Source organism: Buttiauxella sp. WJP83 (genome assembly GCF_027594725.1).
GTDB lineage: Bacteria > Pseudomonadota > Gammaproteobacteria > Enterobacterales > Enterobacteriaceae > Buttiauxella > Buttiauxella selenatireducens.
This window is the reverse complement of sequence record NZ_CP110080.1, coordinates 3,257,187-3,279,855: the sequence shown is the minus strand read 5'-3', so window position 1 is coordinate 3,279,855 and position 22,669 is coordinate 3,257,187. Positions and strand designations below refer to the sequence as shown.

General features: G+C 51.9%; 24 protein-coding genes and 1 riboswitch. Of the genes, 14 read left to right on the top strand and 10 right to left on the bottom strand.

Features of this window, described 5'->3' with window-relative positions; all coding sequences use genetic code 11:
* Positions 1–57 precede the first annotated feature (57 nt).
* From bioB to OH773_RS15210, 6 genes are all read left to right on the top strand, one after another.
* Positions 58–1,098, top strand: a complete 1,041-nt coding sequence (bioB, locus tag OH773_RS15235) for a biotin synthase BioB (protein ID WP_270139653.1) — start codon at positions 58–60, stop codon at positions 1,096–1,098.
* Positions 1,095–2,246 carry an 8-amino-7-oxononanoate synthase gene (bioF, locus tag OH773_RS15230; RefSeq protein ID WP_270139651.1) on the top strand — a complete coding sequence of 384 codons (1,152 nt, stop codon included), beginning with the start codon at positions 1,095–1,097 and terminating at the stop codon, positions 2,244–2,246. The genes bioB and bioF overlap by 4 nt, the downstream gene beginning before the upstream one ends.
* Positions 2,230–2,988, top strand: a complete 759-nt coding sequence (gene bioC, locus OH773_RS15225) for a malonyl-ACP O-methyltransferase BioC (protein WP_270139649.1) — start codon at positions 2,230–2,232, stop codon at positions 2,986–2,988. The genes bioF and bioC overlap by 17 nt, the downstream gene beginning before the upstream one ends.
* Positions 2,981–3,664: a dethiobiotin synthase gene (gene bioD / locus OH773_RS15220; protein ID WP_270139647.1), complete on the top strand. Its 684-nt coding sequence runs from the start codon at positions 2,981–2,983 to the stop codon at positions 3,662–3,664. Before bioC ends, bioD begins: the two co-directional genes overlap by 8 nt.
* Before the next feature lie 171 nt (positions 3,665–3,835).
* Complete coding sequence (locus OH773_RS15215; RefSeq protein WP_270139645.1) at positions 3,836–4,099, top strand: hypothetical protein; 264 nt, start codon at positions 3,836–3,838, stop codon at positions 4,097–4,099.
* A gap of 17 nt (positions 4,100–4,116) precedes the next feature.
* Positions 4,117–4,635, top strand: a complete 519-nt coding sequence (locus tag OH773_RS15210) for a helix-turn-helix transcriptional regulator (RefSeq protein WP_270139643.1) — start codon at positions 4,117–4,119, stop codon at positions 4,633–4,635.
* Positions 4,636–4,679: 44 nt separating this feature from the next.
* Here the strand turns inward: OH773_RS15210 and OH773_RS15205 are convergent, their stop codons facing one another.
* Positions 4,680–5,390: an ABC transporter ATP-binding protein gene (locus tag OH773_RS15205; RefSeq protein ID WP_270139641.1), complete on the bottom strand. Its 711-nt coding sequence runs from the start codon at positions 5,388–5,390 to the stop codon at positions 4,680–4,682.
* A gap of 816 nt (positions 5,391–6,206) precedes the next feature.
* On the opposite strand from OH773_RS15205, the gene uvrB reads away from it, so the two are divergent.
* Positions 6,207–8,222: an excinuclease ABC subunit UvrB gene (uvrB, locus tag OH773_RS15200; RefSeq protein ID WP_270139639.1), complete on the top strand. Its 2,016-nt coding sequence runs from the start codon at positions 6,207–6,209 to the stop codon at positions 8,220–8,222.
* A gap of 56 nt (positions 8,223–8,278) precedes the next feature.
* On the opposite strand, the gene yvcK is transcribed toward uvrB, so the two are convergent.
* On the bottom strand, positions 8,279–9,187 hold the full coding sequence (gene yvcK / locus OH773_RS15195) for a uridine diphosphate-N-acetylglucosamine-binding protein YvcK (protein WP_270139637.1): 909 nt from the start codon (positions 9,185–9,187) through the stop codon (positions 8,279–8,281).
* Between the two features lie 205 nt (positions 9,188–9,392).
* A riboswitch (molybdenum cofactor riboswitch) is annotated at positions 9,393–9,521 on the top strand.
* On the opposite strand from yvcK, the gene moaA reads away from it, so the two are divergent.
* The 6 genes from moaA to OH773_RS15165 all read left to right on the top strand — a co-directional run bounded on the left by moaA (position 9,509) and on the right by OH773_RS15165 (position 13,045).
* On the top strand, positions 9,509–10,498 hold the full coding sequence (gene moaA, locus OH773_RS15190) for a GTP 3',8-cyclase MoaA (RefSeq protein WP_270139635.1): 990 nt from the start codon (positions 9,509–9,511) through the stop codon (positions 10,496–10,498). It overlaps the preceding riboswitch by 13 nt.
* Before the next feature lie 54 nt (positions 10,499–10,552).
* Entirely contained in the window at positions 10,553–11,065 is a 513-nt protein-coding gene (gene moaB, locus OH773_RS15185; protein ID WP_183271037.1) for a molybdenum cofactor biosynthesis protein B, read from the top strand.
* Positions 11,066–11,068: 3 nt separating this feature from the next.
* Positions 11,069–11,554, top strand: coding sequence for a cyclic pyranopterin monophosphate synthase MoaC (gene moaC / locus OH773_RS15180; protein WP_270139632.1), 486 nt, complete (start codon positions 11,069–11,071; stop codon positions 11,552–11,554).
* On the top strand, positions 11,547–11,792 hold the full coding sequence (gene moaD / locus OH773_RS15175) for a molybdopterin synthase sulfur carrier subunit (RefSeq protein WP_270139630.1): 246 nt from the start codon (positions 11,547–11,549) through the stop codon (positions 11,790–11,792). The genes moaC and moaD overlap by 8 nt, the downstream gene beginning before the upstream one ends.
* A 1-nt stretch (position 11,793) precedes the next feature.
* Positions 11,794–12,246, top strand: a complete 453-nt coding sequence (gene moaE, locus OH773_RS15170; RefSeq protein WP_270139628.1) for a molybdopterin synthase catalytic subunit MoaE — start codon at positions 11,794–11,796, stop codon at positions 12,244–12,246.
* An 88-nt stretch (positions 12,247–12,334) separates the two neighbouring features.
* A complete protein-coding gene (locus tag OH773_RS15165) occupies positions 12,335–13,045 on the top strand; it encodes a Bax inhibitor-1/YccA family protein (RefSeq protein ID WP_270139626.1) in 711 nt (236 codons plus the stop codon).
* 130 nt (positions 13,046–13,175) lie between these two features.
* Here the strand turns inward: OH773_RS15165 and OH773_RS15160 are convergent, their stop codons facing one another.
* From OH773_RS15160 to OH773_RS15150, 3 genes are read right to left on the bottom strand one after another with little or no spacing between them, the layout of a single operon-like run.
* Entirely contained in the window at positions 13,176–14,135 is a 960-nt protein-coding gene (locus OH773_RS15160; protein ID WP_270139624.1) for a lysylphosphatidylglycerol synthase domain-containing protein, read from the bottom strand.
* Positions 14,135–15,379 (bottom strand): cardiolipin synthase ClsB, encoded by a 1,245-nt coding sequence (gene clsB, locus OH773_RS15155; protein WP_270139622.1) that lies wholly within the window; start codon positions 15,377–15,379, stop codon positions 14,135–14,137. Before clsB ends, OH773_RS15160 begins: the two co-directional genes overlap by 1 nt.
* A complete protein-coding gene (locus tag OH773_RS15150; RefSeq protein WP_270139620.1) occupies positions 15,376–16,134 on the bottom strand; it encodes an endonuclease/exonuclease/phosphatase family protein in 759 nt (252 codons plus the stop codon). Before OH773_RS15150 ends, clsB begins: the two co-directional genes overlap by 4 nt.
* A gap of 132 nt (positions 16,135–16,266) precedes the next feature.
* Here OH773_RS15150 and OH773_RS15145 point away from each other — a divergent pair, with 132 nt between their 5' ends.
* Positions 16,267–16,668 (top strand): YbhQ family protein, encoded by a 402-nt coding sequence (locus tag OH773_RS15145; protein WP_270139618.1) that lies wholly within the window; start codon positions 16,267–16,269, stop codon positions 16,666–16,668.
* Positions 16,669–16,756: 88 nt separating this feature from the next.
* On the opposite strand, the gene OH773_RS15140 is transcribed toward OH773_RS15145, so the two are convergent.
* Genes OH773_RS15140 through cecR form a run of 5 tightly spaced genes read right to left on the bottom strand, consistent with a single transcriptional unit; the run spans position 16,757 to position 22,422 of the window.
* Entirely contained in the window at positions 16,757–17,863 is a 1,107-nt protein-coding gene (locus OH773_RS15140; protein WP_270139616.1) for an ABC transporter permease, read from the bottom strand.
* An 8-nt stretch (positions 17,864–17,871) separates the two neighbouring features.
* The gene (locus OH773_RS15135) at positions 17,872–19,011 is read right to left on the bottom strand and encodes an ABC transporter permease (RefSeq protein ID WP_270139614.1); all 1,140 of its coding nucleotides are present in this window, start codon (positions 19,009–19,011) and stop codon (positions 17,872–17,874) included.
* Positions 18,998–20,746: an ATP-binding cassette domain-containing protein gene (locus OH773_RS15130; RefSeq protein ID WP_270139612.1), complete on the bottom strand. Its 1,749-nt coding sequence runs from the start codon at positions 20,744–20,746 to the stop codon at positions 18,998–19,000. Before OH773_RS15130 ends, OH773_RS15135 begins: the two co-directional genes overlap by 14 nt.
* Positions 20,739–21,737, bottom strand: a complete 999-nt coding sequence (hlyD, locus tag OH773_RS15125; RefSeq protein WP_270139610.1) for a secretion protein HlyD — start codon at positions 21,735–21,737, stop codon at positions 20,739–20,741. The genes OH773_RS15130 and hlyD overlap by 8 nt, the downstream gene beginning before the upstream one ends.
* Complete coding sequence (gene cecR, locus OH773_RS15120) at positions 21,727–22,422, bottom strand: transcriptional regulator CecR (RefSeq protein WP_270139608.1); 696 nt, start codon at positions 22,420–22,422, stop codon at positions 21,727–21,729. The genes hlyD and cecR overlap by 11 nt, the downstream gene beginning before the upstream one ends.
* Positions 22,423–22,669 lie beyond the last annotated feature (247 nt).

Genomic DNA, 22,669 nt, shown 5'->3' with positions numbered 1-22,669 from the left:
TAGGTTTACAAGTATAACGTCAATCAACGGCTAACAACACCCTTTTTGGAGACGCCAATGGCTCACCACGCACGCTGGTCAATGTCGCAGGTCACTGCTTTATTTGAGAAACCTTTCCTCGAACTGATGTTCGAAGCACAACAAGTACATCGTCAGCACTTCGATCCCCGTCATGTTCAGGTCAGCACGTTGCTGTCGATTAAAACCGGGGCTTGCCCGGAAGACTGCAAATATTGCCCACAAAGCGCGCGATACAAAACCGGTCTTGCGTCCGAACGTTTGATGGAAGTTGAACAGGTTCTGGACTCGGCGCGTAAAGCGCTAAACGCCGGTTCTACCCGTTTCTGCATGGGGGCAGCCTGGAAAAACCCTAACGATCGTGACATGCCTTACCTTGAGCAAATGGTGCAGGGCGTGCGCGAAATGGGGCTGGAAACCTGTATGACGCTCGGCACGTTAACCGGTGCGCAAGCCGATCGCCTGGCGGCAGCAGGGCTTGATTATTACAACCATAACCTCGATACCTCGCCAGAATTCTACGGCAATATTATTACCACTCGTACCTATCAGGAGCGTCTCGACACGCTGGATAAAGTACGCGGTGCAGGGATTAAAGTGTGCTCAGGCGGCATTGTTGGTTTGGGCGAAACGGTGACCGACCGTGCCGGATTGCTGCTGCAACTTGCCAATTTGCCGACGCCGCCAGAAAGCGTGCCAATCAATATGTTGGTAAAAGTGAAAGGCACACCGATGGCGGATAATGAAGACGTCGATGCGTTTGATTTTATTCGTACTATCGCCGTGGCGCGCATCATGATGCCAACGTCATTCGTGCGTCTTTCTGCCGGGCGCGAACAGATGAGTGAGCAAACTCAGGCCATGTGCTTCATGGCAGGTGCCAACTCGATTTTCTACGGCTGCAAACTGCTTACCACGCCAAATCCTGAAGAAGACAAAGACCTGCAATTGTTCCGCAAATTGGGGCTTAACCCGCAACAAACGACGACTCATGCGGGCGATAACGAACAACAGCAGCAACTGACCGATCAATTGCTTTCAGCAGATACGGAGAATTACTACAACGCGGCGGCTGTATGAGTTGGCAGCAACGAATTGATAGCGCCCTTGAACAACGTCGCACGAATGACAGTTTCCGTATTCGTCAGGTGAATGAGCAAGGGTGCGGGCGCTACCTTGTTCAAAATGAAATTCGTTACCTGAATTTTTCCAGCAATGACTACCTGGGAATGAGCCACCATGCGGAGGTCATTCAAGCCTGGCAGCAAGGGGCTGAGATTTACGGTGTCGGCAGTGGCGGTTCCGGGCATGTCACGGGCTACCACCAGGCGCATCAACACTGTGAACAGCAGCTTGCGGATTGGCTCGGCTATCCTCGCGCGCTGCTGTTCATTTCAGGTTTTGCGGCGAATCAGGCGTTGATTGCGGCGCTAACTGAAAAATCAGACCGAATTATTGCCGATAAGCTCAGCCATGCCTCGCTTCTGGAAGCCGCAATGCATAGCCCGGCGCAACTGCGGCGTTTTGCGCATAACGATGTGCAATCACTGCAAACTTTGCTGGCGCAACCTGGCGACGGCCAACAACTGGTCATTACCGAAGGGGTATTCAGCATGGATGGCGATGCTGCACCGTTGGCTGAAATCGCCAGGGCCAGCCGCGACGCTGGGGCATTGTTGATGGTTGATGATGCTCATGGCATTGGTGTAGTTGGGAGAGAAGGGCGAGGAAGTTGTGACCAGCAACAGATTAAGCCAGATTTGCTGGTCGTGACCTTCGGAAAAGCCTTTGGCATCAGTGGTGCTGCGGTGCTGTGCAGTGAGTCGCTAGCTGATTATCTGCTCCAGTTTGCCCGACATCTCATTTACAGCACCTCGATGCCGCCAGCCCAGGCCTGCGCGTTAATGGCTGCGTTGCAGGTGATACGTCGTGATGATGCAAGACGGAGGCAATTGCAGGCCAATATCGCCCATTTCCGTGCCGGGGCCGAAAAGTTACCGCTGAAATTAATGGCCTCGCAAACGGCTATCCAGCCAGTGATTGTCGGTGAGAATCAGGCGGCGGTGAACCTTGCTGCCACGCTGCGCGCGCGCGGATTGTGGCTGACGGCCATTCGCCCGCCCACGGTGCCACCCGGCACGGCACGGTTGCGTGTGACGCTTACTGCAAGCCATACCCGCGAGGATATCGACCTGCTTCTGGAGGCGCTGCATGACGCAACTCGTTAACAAAGCTGCCGTCGCGGCGGCATTTGGACGCGCGGCAACCACCTATGACAGTCACGCCGAATTGCAACGCACAAGTGGTGAATTGCTTGCCGGCATGCTTGAAGGACGACGCATCGCTACGATGCTGGATGCGGGATGTGGCACGGGCTGGTACAGCCGCGCATGGCGCAAAAAAGGCTGCCATGTGACTGCGTTGGATCTCTCACCTGACATGCTGAATTATGCGGCACAGCAGGAGTCGGCAGATGGTTATCTCGAAGGTGATATTGAGGCCATCGCACTGCCCGATGGGCAAGTGGATTTAGCCTGGAGCAATCTGGCTGTGCAGTGGTGCAATGATTTACGCAGTGGTTTGAGTGAACTTTACCGCGTCACTCGCCCTGGCGGAAGTGTTGCATTTACCACACTTGCTGCGGATTCATTAAGCGAACTTCATACCGCGTGGCATGCGGTGGATGAACGCTCTCATGCTAATCAGTTTCTCTCGTTTGAGCAGATTCAGAATGCTTGCGAAGGTTGGCGTTGTTCCTTGCAAGTCCACGAGATTAGCCAGTCCTATGTAAGCGTAATGAGCGCCATGCACTCGCTAAAAGGCATTGGAGCAACGCATCTGCATGACGGACGCAAAGCGTCATTGATGACCCGCCAACAATTACAAAAATTAAGTCTCGCCTGGCCACAAAAAGAGGGGCAATTCCCCCTGACCTGGCAGCTCGTTTGTGGAGTAATAGAACGTGATTAAAAGATGGTTTGTGACCGGAACCGATACCGAAGTGGGTAAAACTGTCGCCAGTTGTGCATTGCTGCAAGCCGCAACGCTCGCGGGTTACCGCACTGCGGGCTATAAACCGGTGGCCTCAGGCAGCGAAATGACGGCAGCAGGTATTCGGAACAGCGATGCGCTTGCATTGCAGCGCAATAGCAGCGCCACATTAGGCTATGAACAGGTTAATCCGTTTGCCTTTCTGGAGCCGACATCACCGCATATTGTGAGTGCCTTAGAAAATCGAGCCATCGAGTTTTCGCAGCTATCAGCAGGGCTCGAAGCGCTCTCTTCACACGCTGACTGGTTACAGGTTGAAGGGGCGGGAGGCTGGTTTACGCCACTTTCACAGACCGCTACCTTCGCTGATTGGGTTATCCAGGAGCAGTTGCCCGTTATTCTGGTTGTTGGGGTGAAACTGGGCTGCATTAACCATGCAATGCTTACAGCTCATGCGGTGAAAAATGCAGGCCTGCATCTGGCGGGTTGGATTGCCAATGACGTTCAGCCTACGGGGAAACGCCACGCAGAATACATCGCCACGTTGCGCGATGTGTTACCCGCCCCCATGTTGGGTGAAATTCCGTTTTGCCCGCAACTTAATGAGCAAACGGCGCTCGGTCACTATCTGGATATTTCTCTTCTTTCTGCATAACTTGCAGATCTTTTGATCATTTCTGCAACGCCCGGAAAAGATTTCGGGCGCGCTTCCTGATGCGTTCAATTGTCCATTCTTCCGCTTGAACATTAAACCGAATCGAGTAAATTACTTTTAAATTTATGTTGTCACGTGACAACTTTTTTGCGAGTATGCTCAGGAGGTTTTATGACACGACGTTTGCACCCGAATAAGGATATCGAAGCCGCATTAAGCTATGCCGAGTGTCAGGGTTGGCAAGTGCGCCCCGGCGGAGCGCACTGTTGGGGGAAGATGTATTGCCCCTGGAATAACAAAGCCTGTCGTTGCGGTGAGTTTTGTATTAGCTGCATCTGGAGCTCACCTCGTAGTGCCTATAACCACGCCAGGCAAATACGTCGTGTCGTTGATAACTGTAGTCAGCAAGGCATTCCACCCATCATCAGACATTGAGTTTCAAGGAGCAGAACATGTCAGAATTTAGTTTCACATTGATTTTCACCTTGCCAGAAAAAGGCCAGGATCCTGCCGAATGGGTAGAGGCGTTAGGCGCACAAGGCTGTGATGACGCACTGGTTGGTGTGGGCGTGACCGGGCGCATCGCGCTGAATTTCACCCGTGAAGCGCAAGAGGCAAGGCTGGCCGTGGTGTCGGCCATCAAAGACGTAAAGCGAATTATTCCAGGTGCAGTTTTGGTCGAAGTGATGCCCGATTTGGTTGGGCTAACGGATATTGCCGAACTGCTGGGATTTTCACGCCAGTATATGCGTAAAGTGATGGTCGGCCGGGAGGCATTTCCTCAACCAGTGCATGACGGGAAAACCGCTATCTGGCATCTGGAACCGGTGTTACGTTGGATGCGCGAAGCTGGGGTGTCAAAAGTCCCTTTGCCGCTGGTGGAGCTCTCCGCCGTGACACGACAATGCAATTTACAACGGGAACTTGCCGATCTCGATAAAGCTGTACAGAAGCAGTTAGGGCAGTTGTGACGGCAAACCTGGACTTTCCATTCTTGCCGTCGGTTGGCACGCCATCATGGGTCAATCCAACTGGAAACCAGTTTGTCATCTAACTGCGCGACATGACCTTGAGCGACGTTACGTCCACGGTGGAGCAAGCAGAAACGGTCGGCTACACGGCGAATAAAGGGCAACCGTTGTTCGACCAACAGGACAGTCAGCCCAAAGTCACGGCTTAGCCGCCGAATAGTATTACCGAGATCATGAATAAAACGCTGACCGCTACCGAAAGTGGGTTCATCGAGAATCAGCAGCTTCGGTTCAGTCACTAGTGCCCTTGCTAACGCCAGTTGCTGCTGAAGGTCGCCTGACAACTCGCCTGCGCGCATGTGCCGCAAGTTGTAAAGTTCAGGAAACAGTTCATCGATCATGGATGGGATAGCGCGTGGCCGTTCACGGGCCGCCAGCAGTGCAATTTGCAGGTTTTCCTCAACGCTCAGCTGGGAAAATATCCGCCGGTCCTGGGCGACGTAACTCATCCCGAGCGCCGCTCTGCCTTCAATCGGTTGCGTCAGTAAATCTTGTGGAGGGTGGCCAGCCTCAAGCCAGGTCATACTGCCACTCTGAACAGGCAAGTAACCGGTGATGCAGTTAACCAACGTCGTTTTACCCATCCCTGGTGCACCCAGCACACAGGTGCATTGGCCTGGTGTCAGCTCAAGATCCAGATTCCACAGAATATGACTTTCACCATAAAACTGATTAACAGCTCGCAGACTCAACATCGATACTCTCCTTCGGGCAGGGTTAAGAACGCGCATTAACATCCGCTATGCGATCCAGGACGAGTAAAACAGTGCAATTCCCTTGCCACTAACCTTTTTTCGCGCTCGAACATTGCAACTTTGGGAAAAGGCTCATGAAAAAGGTTGAGGAAAGTTTCGCCATCTACAACTCGAAAAGCCGAATGCACTGTGTCAGTGCCTGATCGTCGATAGGTTTGGTGCAATGTCTTCAGGCCGCTCCATGAGAATGCGCAATTCGTGAGCAAGATCATAAGAAATTGCGTGCCTTTAGCAGGTAAAAAAGGGGTGAAAATAATGCTGAAAAATATTTTTTGGGGCCGGCACAGAGATTTTAGGGTTTTTTGCGGTCTGCGCTGCAAAAGGGCTGAGAGCAGTTATCCACTATTCCTGTGGATAACCATGTGCATTAGAGTTAGAAAACTTGCGGTAAGCGAGGGCTGGCGCGGGTTACGCATGAATTGGCGCGAAACCAGACTTTTGCAAATAGCTGTTTAAAATTAACGAGTTGAATAAAATCAATCGCTGCAATGAAAGTGCATCAGATGTTCCTTACGCTTTTATGACACTGCTTGACAATTGTTAAAAGGTAAAAAAATATGGGGATAACCATTTAGGTCAGCTGAAATCTCTAAGTGAAAGATATTTCACCTCCAAACCAGACGGCAGAGACAGGCGATATCACAAACACCAGTGCAAGGAACTGGTTTTTCATCCAGTATCTTTTTCTGGCAAAATTTCCTGTGCCGAGTAAAATTATCCTCCGGCCCGCTCGTTTCTTCATCAGGTAGCCTCTTCATGAGTAAAGCGTTCAAATTAAATTCAGCATTCAAACCTTCAGGCGATCAGCCCGAAGCCATTCGTCGCCTTGAAGAGGGTTTACAAGACGGGCTTGCCCATCAGACGTTGTTGGGCGTAACGGGCTCCGGTAAGACCTTTACCGTGGCGAATGTGATTGCTGATTTGCAACGCCCTACGATGGTGCTGGCGCCTAACAAGACCCTCGCGGCGCAGTTGTACGGCGAGATGAAAGAGTTCTTCCCGGATAATGCGGTCGAGTTTTTTGTCTCGTACTATGATTACTACCAGCCAGAAGCCTACGTTCCGAGTTCCGATACGTTTATCGAAAAAGACTCATCGGTGAATGAACATATTGAACAGATGCGTCTGTCTGCGACTAAAGCGTTACTGGAAAGGCGCGATGTGATCGTGGTCGCTTCGGTGTCAGCGATTTACGGCCTGGGCGATCCTGATCTCTATCTGAAGATGATGCTGCATCTCACCAAAGGGATGATCATCGATCAGCGTTCTATTTTGCGCCGTTTGACCGAACTGCAATACACCCGTAATGACCAGGCTTTCCAGCGCGGGACTTTCCGCGTTCGCGGTGAAGTCATCGACATCTTCCCGGCAGAGTCTGACGATTTAGCACTACGTGTGGAGCTGTTTGATGAAGAGGTGGAACGCCTTTCGCTGTTTGACCCTCTGACCGGGCAAATCGACCAGGTTATTCAACGTTTCACCGTTTATCCAAAATCGCATTACGTCACGCCGCGTGAACGTATTGTGCAAGCCATGGAAGAGATAAAGGTTGAACTGGCAGATCGCAGAAAGGTCTTGCTGGCAAACAACAAATTACTCGAAGAACAGCGACTCACACAGCGTACTCAGTTCGATCTAGAGATGATGAATGAGTTGGGTTACTGCTCGGGCGTGGAAAACTACTCGCGGTTCTTATCTGGCCGTGGCCCTGGTGAGCCACCGCCAACACTTTTCGATTACCTACCCGCCGATGGCCTGTTGGTGGTCGATGAATCACACGTCACCATTCCGCAAATTGGCGGGATGTATCGCGGCGACCGGGCGCGTAAAGAGACGCTGGTGGAATATGGCTTCCGTTTGCCGTCGGCACTGGATAACCGCCCGCTGAAATTTGAAGAGTTTGAAGCGCTTGCTCCGCAAACTATTTATGTCTCAGCAACACCGAGCAATTATGAGCTAGAAAAGTCTGGAGGCGATGTTGTCGACCAGGTTGTCAGGCCAACCGGCTTACTGGATCCGATTATCGAAGTGCGCCCTGTTGCGACTCAGGTTGACGACCTGCTTTCTGAAATTCGCAAACGCGTTGAAATTAACGAACGTGTTTTGGTCACCACTCTGACCAAGCGTATGGCCGAGGATTTAACTGAATATCTGGAAGAGCATGGTGAGCGGGTGCGCTATCTGCACTCCGATATAGATACCGTTGAGCGGATGGAAATCATCCGTGATTTGCGCCTTGGCGAGTTCGACGTGCTGGTGGGCATTAACTTACTCCGTGAGGGGTTGGATATGCCTGAAGTGTCGCTGGTGGCGATTCTGGATGCGGATAAAGAAGGTTTCCTGCGTTCTGAGCGTTCACTGATTCAGACGATTGGCCGTGCGGCACGTAACATCAACGGTAAAGCTATTTTGTATGGTGACAAAATCACCCCATCTATGGCGAAGGCGATTGGTGAAACGGAACGCCGTCGCGAGAAACAGCAGCGTTACAACGAAGAAAATGGCATTACGCCGCAAGGGCTGAATAAAAAGGTGGTGGACATCCTTCAGCTTGGCGAAGGGATGGCGAAAACCAAAGGTCGGATGAAGAGCAAAGCGCGCAGCGTGATTGAAGATGATGAAATTATTCTGACTCCTAAAGCCCTACAACAGAAAATTCATCAGTTGGAAGAGAAGATGCTGGAGCATGCGCAAAATCTGGAGTTTGAAGAAGCCGCGCAGGTGCGCGATCAACTGCATCAACTACGACAGTTATTTATTGCGGCGTCGTAATATCAGCGACCGGACGAGAGCGGGTAATTCTGGTTTACCCGCCACGTATGAATGGTTTAACCAAGCTGCTGAATGGCTTTTTCCAGCGCCTGGCGCAGCAAGTGCCGGTCGTGGCGATAACGAATATCGCAAGCTTCCAGAGGTTCCTGAATCACGACACGATCGGTGATTTCGGAAACATCCACCTGCGGGCCAACCACCACGGCATCAATGATGCGCTTACCGACACGCTGCTCCATGATATCCAGCGTTTGCCCAAGCGACAGGCTTGCAGCGGCGGTGCTTAACTCTTTTCCAAGATTACCGATAAACACCACTGGGGCAGGGGTACGGCGCAACGCCTGATCCATATCTTCCAGCAACAGTAATGGCATCAAACTGGTATAGAAACTGCCTGGACCAATCAGAATCAAATCTGCTTCGGCAATCGCCTGTACTGCTTCGCGTGTTGCCTGGGCTTTCGGGTATAGCGATAATTCCTGCGGGGGTGAAGAAAGCTGATCAATATTCACCTCACCATAAATAAAATGACCGTCTGCGTCCGTCGCCATTAAATCTACCGGTTGTTCTGACATCGGGATCAGAAACGCATCCACCTTCAGCAAGTTACGAATGAGATTTATGGCTTCCAAAGGTCGCACGCTCAGATGGTCTAGCGCCTTTAACATCAGATTTCCAAGGTTATGCCCTGAAAGTTCGCCATTACCGCCAAAACGGTACTCAAACATCGCTGAAGCCACGCTCTGTTCAGTAATTAACTGATTTAAACAGTTGCGCATATCACCCCAGGCAATGCCGCCTTCAGAACGACGAATTCGCCCTGTAGAACCGCCATTATCCGTGGTGGTCACAATGCCAGTTAAACGTGAACCCAAAGAGGAGAGGGATGACATAACCCTGCCCAGACCGTGTCCACCGCCGAGAGCAACCACTCGGTCCAAATCAGCAAACGTACGATTGCGCATAACTATTCCTAATGACGAACTATCGAAATAAGGTAGCGTAAAAGATCTGAAAATACGATTCAGGCTCAAACGATAATGATGTATATCAATGCAAAAGTTCACTTTTCGCGTAGTCTGTTGCGAAATTGAGCAATTAGTTCGTTATATATATAATTATACAGCGAAGGCGGCTATGGCGAATAATGTCATCACGCGCTACTATCGCTCTAACACACACTAAGCCTCTGGACCTAAGTCGAAAGATACGGTGCTTTGGCCGTGACCTTGAGTCACCAGGGTGCAGAAAGAAATGCCTGCATCTCCCGTATTTGGAAGGTGTACATGGCTACCCAACTTACCGACGCTTACGCTCGTAAGTTTTTTTATCTGCGTCTGTCTATTACCGACGTTTGCAATTTTCGTTGCAACTATTGTCTGCCGGATGGCTACAAGCCTCACGGTGTGGCAAATAAAAGTTTCCTCAACGTCGATGAAATTCGCCGCGTCACGCGAGCATTTGCCGCTCTCGGTACTGAAAAAGTACGCCTGACGGGAGGCGAACCCTCTTTACGTAAAGATTTCACCGACATCATCGCTGCCGTGCGTGAAAATCCTGGGATCCGCCAGATTGCCATGACAACCAACGGCTATCGCCTTGCGCGTGATATCCAGCAATGGCGTGATGCGGGTCTTACCGCGGTCAATGTCAGCGTTGATAGCCTCGATGCTCGCCAGTTCCACGCCATTACCGGGCAAGATAAATTCCGCCAGGTGATGGACGGCATTGACGCTGCATTCACCGCCGGATTTGAGCGCGTAAAAGTGAATACTGTGCTGATGCGTGGGGTGAATCACCACGAACTCGATACCTTCCTTGCGTGGATAAAACCACGTCCTATCCAGTTGCGTTTCATCGAGCTGATGGAAACCGGCGACGGCGGCGAATTGTTCCGCAAACACCATGTTTCAGGAAAAACCATCCGCGACCAGTTGCTGGCTCGTGGTTGGGTTCATCAGCTTCGCAGCCGCAGCGATGGCCCTGCACAAGTATTTTGCCATCCGGATTATCAGGGCGAGATCGGTCTTATCATGCCGTATGAGAAAGACTTTTGTGCCAGTTGTAATCGCCTGCGTGTTTCATCAGTCGGTAATCTGCATCTGTGTTTGTTTGGCGAACACGGTATTTCATTGCGAGATTTGCTGGCAGATGACGGGCAAATCGACGAGCTTGAAGCGCGCATTGCCGAAGCATTGACGCACAAAAAACAGACCCATTTCCTGCATGACGGTGAAACCGGCATCACCCAGAACCTGTCCTATATTGGTGGGTAAAGTGGCGGGTTGAACCAATTAAACGGGTAAAACCAGATAAAAAGGAAAATACCAATGAGCCAGGTGAGCAGTGAATTTATTCCGGTGCATATCGCCATTCTGACTGTTTCAAGCCGCCGCGGTGAAGACGACGATACGTCAGGTCACTATTTACGTGAAGCCGCTACTGACGCGGGTCATAAAGTAGTCGCCAAAGCGATTGTGAAAGAAAACCGCTACGCCATTCGCGCGCAAGTTTCCCAATGGATTGCTGATGACGAAGTGCAGGTGGTGCTCATCAACGGAGGGACCGGTTTTACCGATGGTGACCAGGCTCCTGAAGCGCTGTTACCACTGTTTGACCGCGAAATAGAAGGCTTTGGCGAAATCTTCCGCATGCTCTCTTTTGAAGAAATCGGTACATCGACGCTGCAATCTCGGGCACTGGCCGGTGTGGCCAATCGCACCCTGATTTTCGCCATGCCGGGCTCCACCAAGGCATGTCATACCGCATGGGAAAATATCATCCAGCCACAACTGGATGCCCGCGTGCGCCCTTGTAATTTCCATCCACATCTCAAGAAATAAACTATGTCGCAACTGACTCATATTAATGCCGCTGGCGAAGCGCACATGGTCGATGTCTCCGCCAAAGCTGAAACCGTGCGTGAAGCGCGTGCCGAAGCGTTTATCACCATGCAAGCCGAAACGTTGGCGATGATTATTGAAGGCAGTCATCATAAAGGTGATGTGTTTGCCACGGCGCGAATCGCCGGGATTCAGGCAGCGAAGCGCACCTGGGATTTGATTCCACTTTGCCACCCGCTGATGCTCAGCAAAGTCGAAGTGAATTTGGCCGCTGAGCCTGAACATAATCGCGTACGCATCGAATCTGTCTGCCGACTGACCGGTAAAACCGGCGTTGAGATGGAAGCGCTAACCGCCGCGTCGGTGGCGGCGTTAACCATCTACGACATGTGCAAAGCGGTGCAGAAAGATATGGTGATAGGCCCGGTGCGCTTGCTTGCCAAAAGCGGCGGAAAATCAGGGGACTTTAAGGTGGAAAGCGATGATTGATATCCTGTTTTTTGCTCAGGTGCGCGAACTCGTTGATTGCGACCGCCTGCAACTTGACGCCACGTTCAGTGATGTCGAACAACTGCGCCAGGCTCTTGCGGCCAAAAGTGATCGTTGGGCGTTGGCACTGGAGTCCGGCAAACTGCTGGCGGCGGTCAATCAGACGTTGGTGAGTTTCGACCATCCGTTAAAAGACGGCGATGAAATCGCATTCTTCCCGCCGGTCACCGGAGGCTAAAATGGAAAACACCCGAATTCGCGTCAGCCATGAAAACTTTAATGTCGGCGATGAGTACCAGTGGCTCGCGCAATGCGATGAAGACGGTGCCGTTGTGACGTTTACCGGCAAAGTGCGTAATCACAATCTTGGCGATAGCGTCAGTGCATTAACACTTGAGCACTATCCAGGAATGACAGAAAAAGCGCTGGCAGAAATTGTCGAGGAAGCCCGCAAACGCTGGCCGTTGCAACGTGTCAGCGTCATTCACCGTATTGGCGAATTGTGGCCAGGAGATGAAATTGTGTTTGTGGGGGTGACGGGCGTGCATCGCAGTTCTGCGTTTGAATCCGCACAATTCATTATGGATTATCTGAAAACCAAAGCCCCATTCTGGAAGCGCGAAGCCACCACTGACGGCGATCGTTGGGTCGAAGCGCGCGATACCGACAAACAGGCGGCGAAACGCTGGTAACAGGCACCCTGTTGGAGTTGTGTTAATCTTAAACATGGTAGGCTGTAAAGCCTGAAATCAGGTTAACGTAATACAAAGAGGAAGCATCATGGATCGATTCCCACGTTCCAATGACACTATTGTCCAGCAAGCGCGCACGGGTTTGCAGGCATATATGGCACAAGTTTATGGTTGGATGACCTGCGGCCTGTTACTGACGGCATTTGTCGCCTGGTTTGCTGCGAATACGCCAGCTGTGATGGAATTCGTCTTTTCCAGCAAAATCACTTTCTTCGGGTTGATCATCGTGCAGTTGGGGTTGGTGTTTGTGCTCTCTGGCATGGTGCATAAACTCAGCGCGGGTATGGCAACCAGCTTGTTTATGCTCTATTCGGCATTAACGGGGCTGACCCTTTCCAGTATTTTTATCGTCTATACGTATTCGTCCATCGCCAGTACGTTTGTGGTTGCAGGCGGGATGTTTGGTGCCATGAGTCTGTATGGCTACACCACTAAGCGAGACCTGAGCGGCTTTGGCAACATGCTGTTTATGGCGCTGATTGGTATTGTGTTGGCTTCACTGGTGAACATGTGGCTCAAAAGCACGGCGCTGATGTGGGCGGTGACGTATATCGGCGTAATCGTATTTGTCGGTCTGACGGCCTATGACACGCAGAAGCTGAAAAATATTGGCGAGCAAATTGATACCCGGGATACGCAAACCATGCGCAAATATTCCATTCTTGGTGCGCTGACGCTGTATCTCGACTTCATCAACCTGTTCTTGATGCTGCTGCGTATTTTCGGCAACCGCCGTTAGTTTTTGTCGCCCTCATCCCGGCCTTCTCCCCCAAGAGAAGGGGAATGCTGAACTGCCCCTATCTCTCAGGATAATGGGAAAACTGAACAACCCCCTCTCCCTCAGGGAGAGGGCTGGGGTGAGGGTTGTTTTATCCGAATCTTTCTTCATTTTTCACCCGCATCTTCTTCGCCCGACTCTCAAGCCATAAATAACAAACCAACGCCAGCAGCAGCGGAGCAATATAGTAGAGCAGGCGGTAAGCCAGAAGTGCCGCAATAATAGTGCCATTCTTGATATGCTCGCCTGCCAGTAAAGCGATAAATACCGCCTCCAGCACGCCAATCCCGGCAGGGATATGCACAATCACTCCGGCAATACTGCTCACCAAAAGCACGCCTAAAACAAAGAAATAATGAATTTCCTGGCCCAGTAACAGCCAGATAATCGCGCCCATCACCATCCAGTTGGCGCTGGAAATCGCCATCTGCAACAGAGCAAATTTAAACGACGGCAGCACCAGACGCTGGCCTTTTATCGTCATGTGACGATGCTTCGCAAAGGCACAAAACCACAAGTAAACCGCAATAAACGCCAGCAGTACGCCACCTAAAATCCGCAGCGTTGTCTCATCGATGTACCAGTGAGCCGGTAATTGCACTACACCAACGGTAAAAATCACGCCCGCCAGCAGAATGTAACCCAGCCAGTTAGTTGAAATACTTAACGAAAAGATGCGAGTAATGGTCGCGCTGGGCAGACCGAGGCGCGAATAAAGCCGGTAGCGCATTCCAATACCACCCACCCAGGTACTGAGCGTCAGGTTGAAGGCATAACAGATAAATGACACCAGCATGACTTGCCGTTTTGCTAATTTATGCCCGCAGTACGCGCGAGCTAACAGATCGTAGCAGCCATAAATCAGGTAACTCAGAATAACCAGACCGACCGCGCTAAACAGCGCCGTACGGTTGTAGTTGCGAATAACCTGCCAAACCTCCTGCCAGTCGACTTTCGCTGCATACACCACCAGCAAGACAATGACGGCGATGAAAAACAGCCAGGTGAGGATCTTTTTCGCTTTGCGCCATTTCGAATGCGAGTGCGACATTAATATTTCACTCCGGGATTATCCGTCTCAACCTGGTCCTGGGTTTCGAGTTGTGGCTGTGCGGGCGGCATCACTTGCGCAAGTTTTGCCGTATGTGCAGGAAGCCAGCCAACCATTGCCGGGAAGTGGCGCAAAAAGTGGAACGCCAGCACGCTTTTACCCAAATTCCACCATGTACGTTTGGGGATCATCGACTCATCAACCGGTTTGCAGTCCTGTGCAATCAGGCCGTTGAGATTTTGACTGAGCGCCTCATTGAAATTTCGATCATAAATAATCAGGTTGGCTTCCAGATTGAGGGACAAACTCAATGGATCAAGATTGCTGGAACCGACCGTCGCCCAGTGGTCGTCCATCAGCGCTACTTTGCCGTGCAGCGGACGCCGCTGATATTCATAAATCTTCACGCCCGAACGCACCAGATAGTTGTACAGCAGGCGTGCGCCTACTTTGACAATCGGCATATCCGGTTCGCCCTGCACAATCAGTTGTACTAAAACGCCTCGGCGTGAAGCCTTGCGCATAGCATGCAGCAGACGGTATCCAGGGAAAAAATAGGCGTTGGCGATAATCACTTCACGCTTCGCTTTACTGAGCATTTTCAGGTAATAGCGTTCGATATCATCGCGATGCTGGTTGTTGTCGCGCCAGACGAACAAGGCTTGTGCTTCACCTGGCGTGAGGTTTTCCTGGGCAGGATTGCGATGACGCCGCCACCAGCGGCGCTTAACGTCGTGTCCAGGCAGGTTGGAAATAACGTACTGATAAATATCCTCTACCACAGGGCCTTCGACTTTTACCGAATAATCCTGCTTGGCTTCTGGGCCGTAATCACTCATTTGTTCTGCGGAGTAGTTAATGCCGCCAACAAAGGCAACGCTGCCATCGACCACCACGATTTTGCGGTGCATACGACGGAACAGGTTGGTGCGCATGCCAAAGAGAAGAGGGCGAGGGTCGTAGTAGCGGAACATCACGCCCGCGGTGGTCAGTTGGTTGACAAATTCGTCACTTAAATCGGGTGAGCCATAGCCATCGAGCAACACTTCCACGCTCACACCCCGGTTTGCCGCATGCAAAATCACGTCATGAAGCTTGCGACCCACATCATCTTCAAACCAGATAAATGTCTCAAGAATCACTTTGCTACGGGCATTGCTGATGGCGTCAAACACCTCAGGGAAAAACTGATCGCCGTTTTCGAGTAACGAAATACGGTTGCCATCGCGCCAGTTATTTTTCATATATGAATCTCCACGGCTAATGGCGCATGGTCGGAAAGATGCCGCCAATGCTGTAACGGGAGGGCTGTCGGGGCGCTGGCAGAGGCATTTTTAACGTAAATTCTGTCCAGCCGAAGCACGGGGAAACGGGCCGGGAAGGTACGTGCCGGGCGACCCTGTGCGCGGGTAAAGACTTCATCTAACCCGGTTTGCTTGAGCTGGTGGGTTGCGCGTTGTTGCCAGTCGTTGAAATCACCGGCCACCACCACGGGCTCTCCTTCCGGGAGTTCATTCACCAGTTGGCAAAGCATGTTGAGTTGCGACTGGCGGTGTGCGTCACGTAAACCGAGATGCACACAAATGACATGCGCACGAATATTCGCGCCGGGAAGGTTTATCTGGCAGTGCAGCATGCCGCGCTTTTCATGACCTTCGACTGAGATATCGCGGTTGACGAAATGGCTGATGGGGAAACGCGACAACACCGCATTACCGTGATGGCCTTCGGGGTAAACCGCATTGCGGCCATAGGCAAATTCGCTCCACATGCTATCTGCGAGGAATTCGTAATGGCTGTTTTTCGGCCAGTTCTCTACCCGCAGGGAGTGTGCTTCGTGGGCACCCATCACTTCCTGCAAGCAGACAATATCGGCGGAAACGGCGCGAACCGCATCGCGTAGCTCAGGCAAAATGAAACGCCTGTTGAGTGCGGTGAAGCCTTTGTGTGTGTTAATTGTGAGCACTTTAAAAGAAAAGTGCTGAGTCTTATTACCCATGCTTCTCCCGGCATTGTTAACATCCCGATGAAAATAAAGTGTAGTCTCTGTCACAAATAGGTGTCGGGTTACGGAATTTTCCGCATACTGCGGTACTCTGAAGGATAGGAAATAGAGGCCAGGAGAGAAATAATGAAATGGCAACAACGCGTACAAGTGAAAACAGGACTGAGCTGCTGGCAAATTATGCTGCATCTTTCTGTGCTTTGTGCGCTGCTCGTTGGCTGGAAAACAGCCACCCTCATACCGGTCGGCATTGGATTATGTTTGTTGTATATCGCGACAGTTATTCTGATGTTCGCCCTGCAAGGTGTTCGCACAGGGCGCTTACGTGATATTGGCGATTTTCTTGAAGAGCTGACGACCACCTGGTATTTCGGTTCAGCGATGATTGCGTTGTGGCTGTTGTCACGCGTCGTCGAAAATAAATTCCTTATTGCAGGCGCTGGGCTTGCAATGATTGCAGGCCCGATTATCTATTCTCTACTCGCCAAAGATATGCCCAAAACAATTCGAGTTGCAGGAAGGCGGTGACGCAGTGAGTCCCCAGGAGCTTACTTGAGTAAGTGACTGGGGTGAGCGAGGAAAACCAACGCACATGCAACTTGAAGTGTGACGGGCATCAGGCGATTTTGCGCCGAAACATCCAATACGCCGCTGAACCTGTGGTGGCTGCTATCACCAATAGCGGCCACACACTTCCCCAGACAATATCAAAACTCGCGTTCTTCAAATAAATCTGCTTAGTAATATCGGTGAAATGCCGAATCGGGTTCGCCCACGTCAGGTTTTGCAGCCATACCGGCATGTTCTCGACGGGCGATACATAACCCGAGAGCAAAATGGCTGGCATCATAAAGACAAACACCCCGATAAATGCTTGCTGCTGCGTTGAGCAGAGCGCCGAAATCAATAAACCAAAGCCTACCAACGACAAACCGTAAATCAGCATCGTGAAGTAAAACAGCAATAGCGAGCCGGAAAACGGAATGTGATAGCCCCAGATCCCGACCCCCAGCACAATGGTTGCCTGGCCAATGGCCACGATTTGTGCGGGGACGGCTTTACCAACAAAAATTTGCCAGGTCGCCAGTGGAGACACCAGCAGCTGATCGAGCGTCCCTTGCTCGCGTTCACGGGCGACGGAAAGGGAGGTGACAATCATCACGCCAATCGTCGTTATCATCGCAATCAGCGACGGCACCACAAACCATTTGTAATCCAGATTCGGGTTATACCAGTTACGCACCACCAGCTCGCTATTGTTCGGCTTGGGTTGGCCAGACATCAATTCCTGTTGGTAATTTTTCACAATCTGTTGCAGGTAATTTGCGGCAATTTGCGCGCTGTTTGAGTTTCGCCCATCCAGAATGATTTGCAGCTTAGCCTGCTGTTGGCTGGCAATGTCGCGAGAAAACTCCGCCGGGAAGCGAATCAATAACAGTGCTTTCTGGTTGTCGATTGTTGGCTGGATTTCCTGTGGGCTTTTCAGCAACAACACATGGCTAAAGGCTTTGGCGCGGGCAAAACGCTGGGTGAGTTCTACGGAATGGCTGCCGTTATCTTCGTTATAAATGGCGATGGTCGCGTTCGTTACTTCAAGCGTTGCTGCAAACGGAAACAACACCACCTGCAACACCACGGGCAAAATTAAAATTGCGCGGGTTTGCGGCTCACGCAACAGGGATTGCAGTTCTTTGCGGATCAGCGTCCAGAGTCGATAAAACATAGCCTTCCTTAATCAAGACGGCGTTTGGTTTTCAAAGCCGTCAGGCCGATAAACATCACCGCCGAGGCAATTAAAAACAGGGTGTTGATGACCAGCACGGTCGTAATATTCCCCGCCAGAAACAGGCTTTGTAGCGTGCTGACGAAATAACGCGCCGGGATAACGTAGGTCACCGCGCGGATAATTGCCGGCATACTGTCTATCTGGAAGATAAAACCGGACAGCATAATCGACGGCAAGAATGCGGCATTGAGCGCCACCTGCGCGGCATTAAACTGGTTGCGTGTAATCGTGGAAATTAATAAACCCATACCGAGTGTGCTGAGTAAGAACAGACTGGTGATGAAGAATAAAATCAGCAGTGAACCGCGGTACGGCACGCCGAGAATAAACACCGACACCAGCATACACAGCAACATCGCCAGCATGCCCAGCACGTAATAGGGCAGCAATTTGCACAGTAGCAGTTCGGTGCGCGTCACCTGTGTGGAAAGCAGTGCCTCCATGGTGCCGCGCTCCCATTCCCGCGCCACCACCAATGAGGTCAGGATCGCGCCGATCACCGTCATGATGATGGTCACAGCGCCGGGGATAATAAAATGCTGGCTGATAGCCGCAGGGTTAAACCAGTAGCGCAACTGCACGTCGATCAGCGGTTCAAATTTTTCACCCCGGTCCTCTGCCCGCTGTTGCTGCCAGATTTGCCAGATCCCCTCCATGTAACCCTGCACGAAGTTTGCGGTATTCGGTTCGCTGCCATCGGTAATCACCTGAACGGGCGCCGTCGCACCCGGACGCGCCATGTTTTGTGCAAAATCAGTCGGGATCACCACCAGGCCGCGAATCTTCCCCGCTTGCATGAGCTGAATTAAAAGTTGGCGATCATCACTGACTGTGGGCTCGATGTAGGGGGATGCCGTGATCGTGTGGGTGAAATCCAGCGCTTCCTCGCTTTGTTGCTCGAGCAAAACCCCGACGCGCAGGCGGCTGGAATCGAGGTTGATGCCATAACCAAATATAAACAGCAGTAACAGCGGGATCACCACGGCAATCAACCAACTGCTGGGGTCACGCACAATCTGACGCGTCTCTTTCACACACAGAGCGCGAACCCGTCGCCAGGAAACGGCCTGATTATGCTCGCTCATCTTCGTGCTCCTTATCCCATTGATGGATAAGCGTAATAAATGCCTGCTCCATTGTCGGGTCAGTTTGCTCGTCGTCAGCGGCTTGCTCTTTAAGGTCATCCGGCGTGCCACTGGCAATCAGCTTGCCGCGATAAACCAGCCCAATCCGGTCGCAATATTCCGCTTCATCCATAAAGTGCGTGGTCACCATGACGGTGACGCCTTTTTCCACCATGCTATTGATATGCAGCCAAAATTCACGGCGGGTGATGGGGTCAACGCCTGAAGTCGGTTCATCAAGGAACAAAATATCGGGCTCATGCATTAACGAACACGCCAGGGCCAGGCGTTGCTTAAACCCAAGTGGCAGCGCATCGGTAGAACTGTTCATCATCGGTTGCAGGCTAAACGCTTCGCTCATACGGTTAATTTTCTCCTCCTGCGCTTTGCCGCGCAGACCATAGACGCCGGAGAAAAAACGCAGGTTTTGCGCGACGGTGAGGTTGCCATACAACGAAAACTTCTGCGCCATATAACCCAGGTGCTGGCGGGCTTTCCCGGAACTGGTTTTGAGATCCATATCCAGCACCAGCGCTTTGCCGGAGGTGGGCACCAGCAGCCCGCACATCATTTTAAACGTGGTGGATTTCCCTGCACCATTTGGCCCGAGCAGGCCGAAAATTTCACCGCGTTGGACGGTAAAATCCACGTGATCGGTGGCCGCGAAATCACCAAATTTTTTGGTCAACGCTTCCGCTTTGATAACCGTCTCGCCCTGCGTGCCATCCACCGTATGTAAAATCTTACCCAGCGGAGATTCTTGAGTTGCCGCGCCGCCCAGCAGATCGATAAACGCATCTTCAAAACGCGGTTCGGTTTGCGAAATACTCTCAGGAGTGAGGTTGAGCGCCTGGCTGAGTTCGTCAACCGTCGACTCTTTTGCCAGGATCAGGCGAACCGAACGCCCCTGAATCACACCATCGCTGACCTGCGGCAATTTAAGCGCGCGTTGCAGCAGCTTACGGTTATTTTCTTGTTGATGACTGACCAGCAGCGAGCGTCCAGCCATTTGCTGGGTTAACTCCTTCGGCGCGCCGTGATACAGCAGTTCGCCTTCGTTCATGAGTAAAACGTCGCGGCACTGCTCGGCTTCGTCGAGATACGAGGTGCTCCACAAAATCAACATGCCGTCACCGGCTAGCTCATGCACCATTTGCCACAGTTCGCGGCGCGAAATCGGGTCGACGCCAACACCGGGTTCATCAAGTAACAGGACTTTAGGTTGGCCCACCAGGGTGCAGGCGAGGCCGAGTTTTTGTTTCATCCCGCCGGATAACTTCCCCGCAAGGCGCGAGGTAAACGGGCCCAGCGCGGTAAACTCCAGCAAACGCTTAAACGTCGCTTCTCGTTCTTGCCCAGTGACGCTACGCAAATCGGCATACAGATTCAGGTTTTCCATCACCGTTAAATCTTCATACAGGCCAAATTTTTGCGGCATATATCCCAGAACAGCATGCAGGGCGCGGTCGTCTTTCACCGGATCCAGGCCAATGACCGTAGCGCTTCCTGCGCTAGGCTTTAACAGACCTGCGAGCATGCGCATCAGTGTGGTTTTTCCTGCACCATCCGGGCCAACCAAGCCTGTCACGGCGCCAGTGAGGATCTCACAATTCAGACTGGCCACCGCCGGTTTGTCCTGGCCTGGAAACTGTTTCATCAACCCTTGCAGGTGGATGATGCCATCCTGGCTACTCATGCGTTTTCTCATCATTGAATTTCACGGTGACAGGCATGCCCTGGCGTAGCGCGTCGTCGGCATCCGTGACAATAATCCGCAGGCGATACACCAGATCGGTGCGCAAATCTGGCGTTTCGACGGTTTTCGGTGTGAATTCAGCGGTAGGGGAGACAAAACCAATTTTGCCGTGATATGGCTTATCAGGACGGCCATCGGTATAAACCAACAGCTCGGTGCCGGGTTTCGCCTGGTTCAGACTCACTTCGTTAACGTAGGCCCGTACCCAAACCGGGCGTGTGAGTGAGAGCGTTAACACGGTGCTACCGGCATTGAGCATACTGCCTGGCTCAACGGCGCGGGTGAGCAACGTGCCATCCGATGGGGCAATGAGCGTGGTGTCCTGTAAATCCAGTTGCGCCTGGGCAAGCTGGGCTTTTGCCTGTTGCAAGGCCGCTTGTGCCTGGGCAATTTCCTGCGGGCGGTTACCCGTGCGGTATTGACTTAACTTATCGCGCGCCGCTTTGAGCGTGGCTTTGGCCTGCTCGCTGGATGAACGGGCATTTTCCAGGTCGTTGGCGGAAATCACGCGTCGTGCCCACAAACCCTGCTGGCGTTGATAGAAATTCTGCGCGTAATCGTACGCCGCCTGAGCCTGATTCACCTGGGCGGCAACTTGTGCGATTTCTTCGTCGCGATAGCCAGCAATAATCAGGTCAAACTTGGCCTGTGCTGCCGCGACATTGGCCTGAGCCTGAAGCAGCGCGTTTTGATACGGGCCCTGGTCCAGCTCGCCCAGGGTTTCACCGGCTTTAATCGAATCCCCTTCATCCACCTGCAAAGCCGCAAGACGCCCGCCGACGCGGAAGCTTAAATTCACGGTGCGAATATCAACGTTGCCATACAGCGTCAGCCCTTTATCCTGCTGACTTTGGTACCACATCCAGCCGGCAATCCCTGCTGCAATCAACACCACAATTGCGACGATAATGATCGGTTTCTTACTTTTCATTGCCGTTGTTTCCTTGTTGGCAAGCTAACCCTTGTAAAATAAAGTCGATATGGCTGCCTACCACATCACTGATTTTTTTAACGTTTTCACTATCAAAGGCAGTCCATCCGGCACGAAGCAGAATGGTTTCTCGTCCCAGACGGAAAGCCAGCACCTGCCCGAGCAACGCATGAGTATGGAGAATCGTTTCGGTGTCATCCGGGTGGCGATGGGTATAACACCCGACGAGGCGGGTGAGATGTGTGTGCATCGGCGCAATCACCTGTTGGTGAATGAGCTGATAAGCAGGCGTTGGCGAGAGCTGCTCGCGGGAGATAAATTTGCTGAGATTCAGCGTCTCATCGGCAGTCAGCAGGATAATCATGTGATTGCATGCAGTATGAATCAGCTGCCGAATCTGTGATTTATCGACTTGCGGTTGGCTGAGAATCGCCTCGGCGCGTTCAACGTGAGGCTTAAAATTATGCGTGATGAAATCGGCGATCCATTGCGCGCAGGCCATATACAGCTCTTCTTTCGAGCCAAAATAGTAGGTGATAGCGGCAATGTTCTGCCCGGCCAGCGCGGCGATATCGCGCGTGGTGGCATGCAATCCGTATTCACCAAATTGCGCGAGAGCCGCAGCAATCAGTGTCTTTTTTGCCTGTTCACCACGGGTCGTGACAGGTGCCGGTGTCGCATTCATACCGACCTCTTAAAAAAGTTAATCAATCGATTGATTAAGAGTAGGCTTGATGCCCATATCTGTCTAGTCCGTGGTATTTATCTTGTGAATGCGTCGGAAAATAGAATTTGTGCGCAAAGTCACAAAACCTGTTACACTGCGCGGCTTACGGCACCGTGGTTTGTGCCCCTCTCTCGCGCCAGAATGACTGGCGTCATACGAACCCCTGGAAACTACACCGCACCTCGCGGTCAGGGCGATTCTGGAG

Excerpts from the sequence above, each read along its gene's own strand:
- OH773_RS15205 (WP_270139641.1), bottom strand. The coding sequence starts at position 5,390 with ATGTTGAGTCTGCGAGCTGTTAATCAGTTTTATGGTGAAAGTCATATT.
- OH773_RS15135 (WP_270139614.1), bottom strand. The coding sequence starts at position 19,011 with ATGAGCGAGCATAATCAGGCCGTTTCCTGGCGACGGGTTCGCGCTCTG.
- bioB (WP_270139653.1), top strand. The coding sequence starts at position 58 with ATGGCTCACCACGCACGCTGGTCAATGTCGCAGGTCACTGCTTTATTT.
- moaE (WP_270139628.1), top strand. The coding sequence starts at position 11,794 with ATGGAAAACACCCGAATTCGCGTCAGCCATGAAAACTTTAATGTCGGC.
- bioC (WP_270139649.1), top strand. The coding sequence starts at position 2,230 with ATGACGCAACTCGTTAACAAAGCTGCCGTCGCGGCGGCATTTGGACGC.
- cecR (WP_270139608.1), bottom strand. The coding sequence starts at position 22,422 with ATGAATGCGACACCGGCACCTGTCACGACCCGTGGTGAACAGGCAAAA.
- moaD (WP_270139630.1), top strand. The coding sequence starts at position 11,547 with ATGATTGATATCCTGTTTTTTGCTCAGGTGCGCGAACTCGTTGATTGC.
- moaC (WP_270139632.1), top strand. The coding sequence starts at position 11,069 with ATGTCGCAACTGACTCATATTAATGCCGCTGGCGAAGCGCACATGGTC.
- yvcK (WP_270139637.1), bottom strand. The coding sequence starts at position 9,187 with ATGCGCAATCGTACGTTTGCTGATTTGGACCGAGTGGTTGCTCTCGGC.
- moaA (WP_270139635.1), top strand. The coding sequence starts at position 9,509 with ATGGCTACCCAACTTACCGACGCTTACGCTCGTAAGTTTTTTTATCTG.
- moaB (WP_183271037.1), top strand. The coding sequence starts at position 10,553 with ATGAGCCAGGTGAGCAGTGAATTTATTCCGGTGCATATCGCCATTCTG.
- OH773_RS15210 (WP_270139643.1), top strand. The coding sequence starts at position 4,117 with ATGTCAGAATTTAGTTTCACATTGATTTTCACCTTGCCAGAAAAAGGC.
- clsB (WP_270139622.1), bottom strand. The coding sequence starts at position 15,379 with ATGAAAAATAACTGGCGCGATGGCAACCGTATTTCGTTACTCGAAAAC.
- uvrB (WP_270139639.1), top strand. The coding sequence starts at position 6,207 with ATGAGTAAAGCGTTCAAATTAAATTCAGCATTCAAACCTTCAGGCGAT.
- bioF (WP_270139651.1), top strand. The coding sequence starts at position 1,095 with ATGAGTTGGCAGCAACGAATTGATAGCGCCCTTGAACAACGTCGCACG.
- hlyD (WP_270139610.1), bottom strand. The coding sequence starts at position 21,737 with ATGAAAAGTAAGAAACCGATCATTATCGTCGCAATTGTGGTGTTGATT.
- OH773_RS15215 (WP_270139645.1), top strand. The coding sequence starts at position 3,836 with ATGACACGACGTTTGCACCCGAATAAGGATATCGAAGCCGCATTAAGC.
- OH773_RS15165 (WP_270139626.1), top strand. The coding sequence starts at position 12,335 with ATGGATCGATTCCCACGTTCCAATGACACTATTGTCCAGCAAGCGCGC.
- OH773_RS15160 (WP_270139624.1), bottom strand. The coding sequence starts at position 14,135 with ATGTCGCACTCGCATTCGAAATGGCGCAAAGCGAAAAAGATCCTCACC.
- OH773_RS15130 (WP_270139612.1), bottom strand. The coding sequence starts at position 20,746 with ATGAGTAGCCAGGATGGCATCATCCACCTGCAAGGGTTGATGAAACAG.
- OH773_RS15150 (WP_270139620.1), bottom strand. The coding sequence starts at position 16,134 with ATGGGTAATAAGACTCAGCACTTTTCTTTTAAAGTGCTCACAATTAAC.
- OH773_RS15140 (WP_270139616.1), bottom strand. The coding sequence starts at position 17,863 with ATGTTTTATCGACTCTGGACGCTGATCCGCAAAGAACTGCAATCCCTG.
- OH773_RS15145 (WP_270139618.1), top strand. The coding sequence starts at position 16,267 with ATGAAATGGCAACAACGCGTACAAGTGAAAACAGGACTGAGCTGCTGG.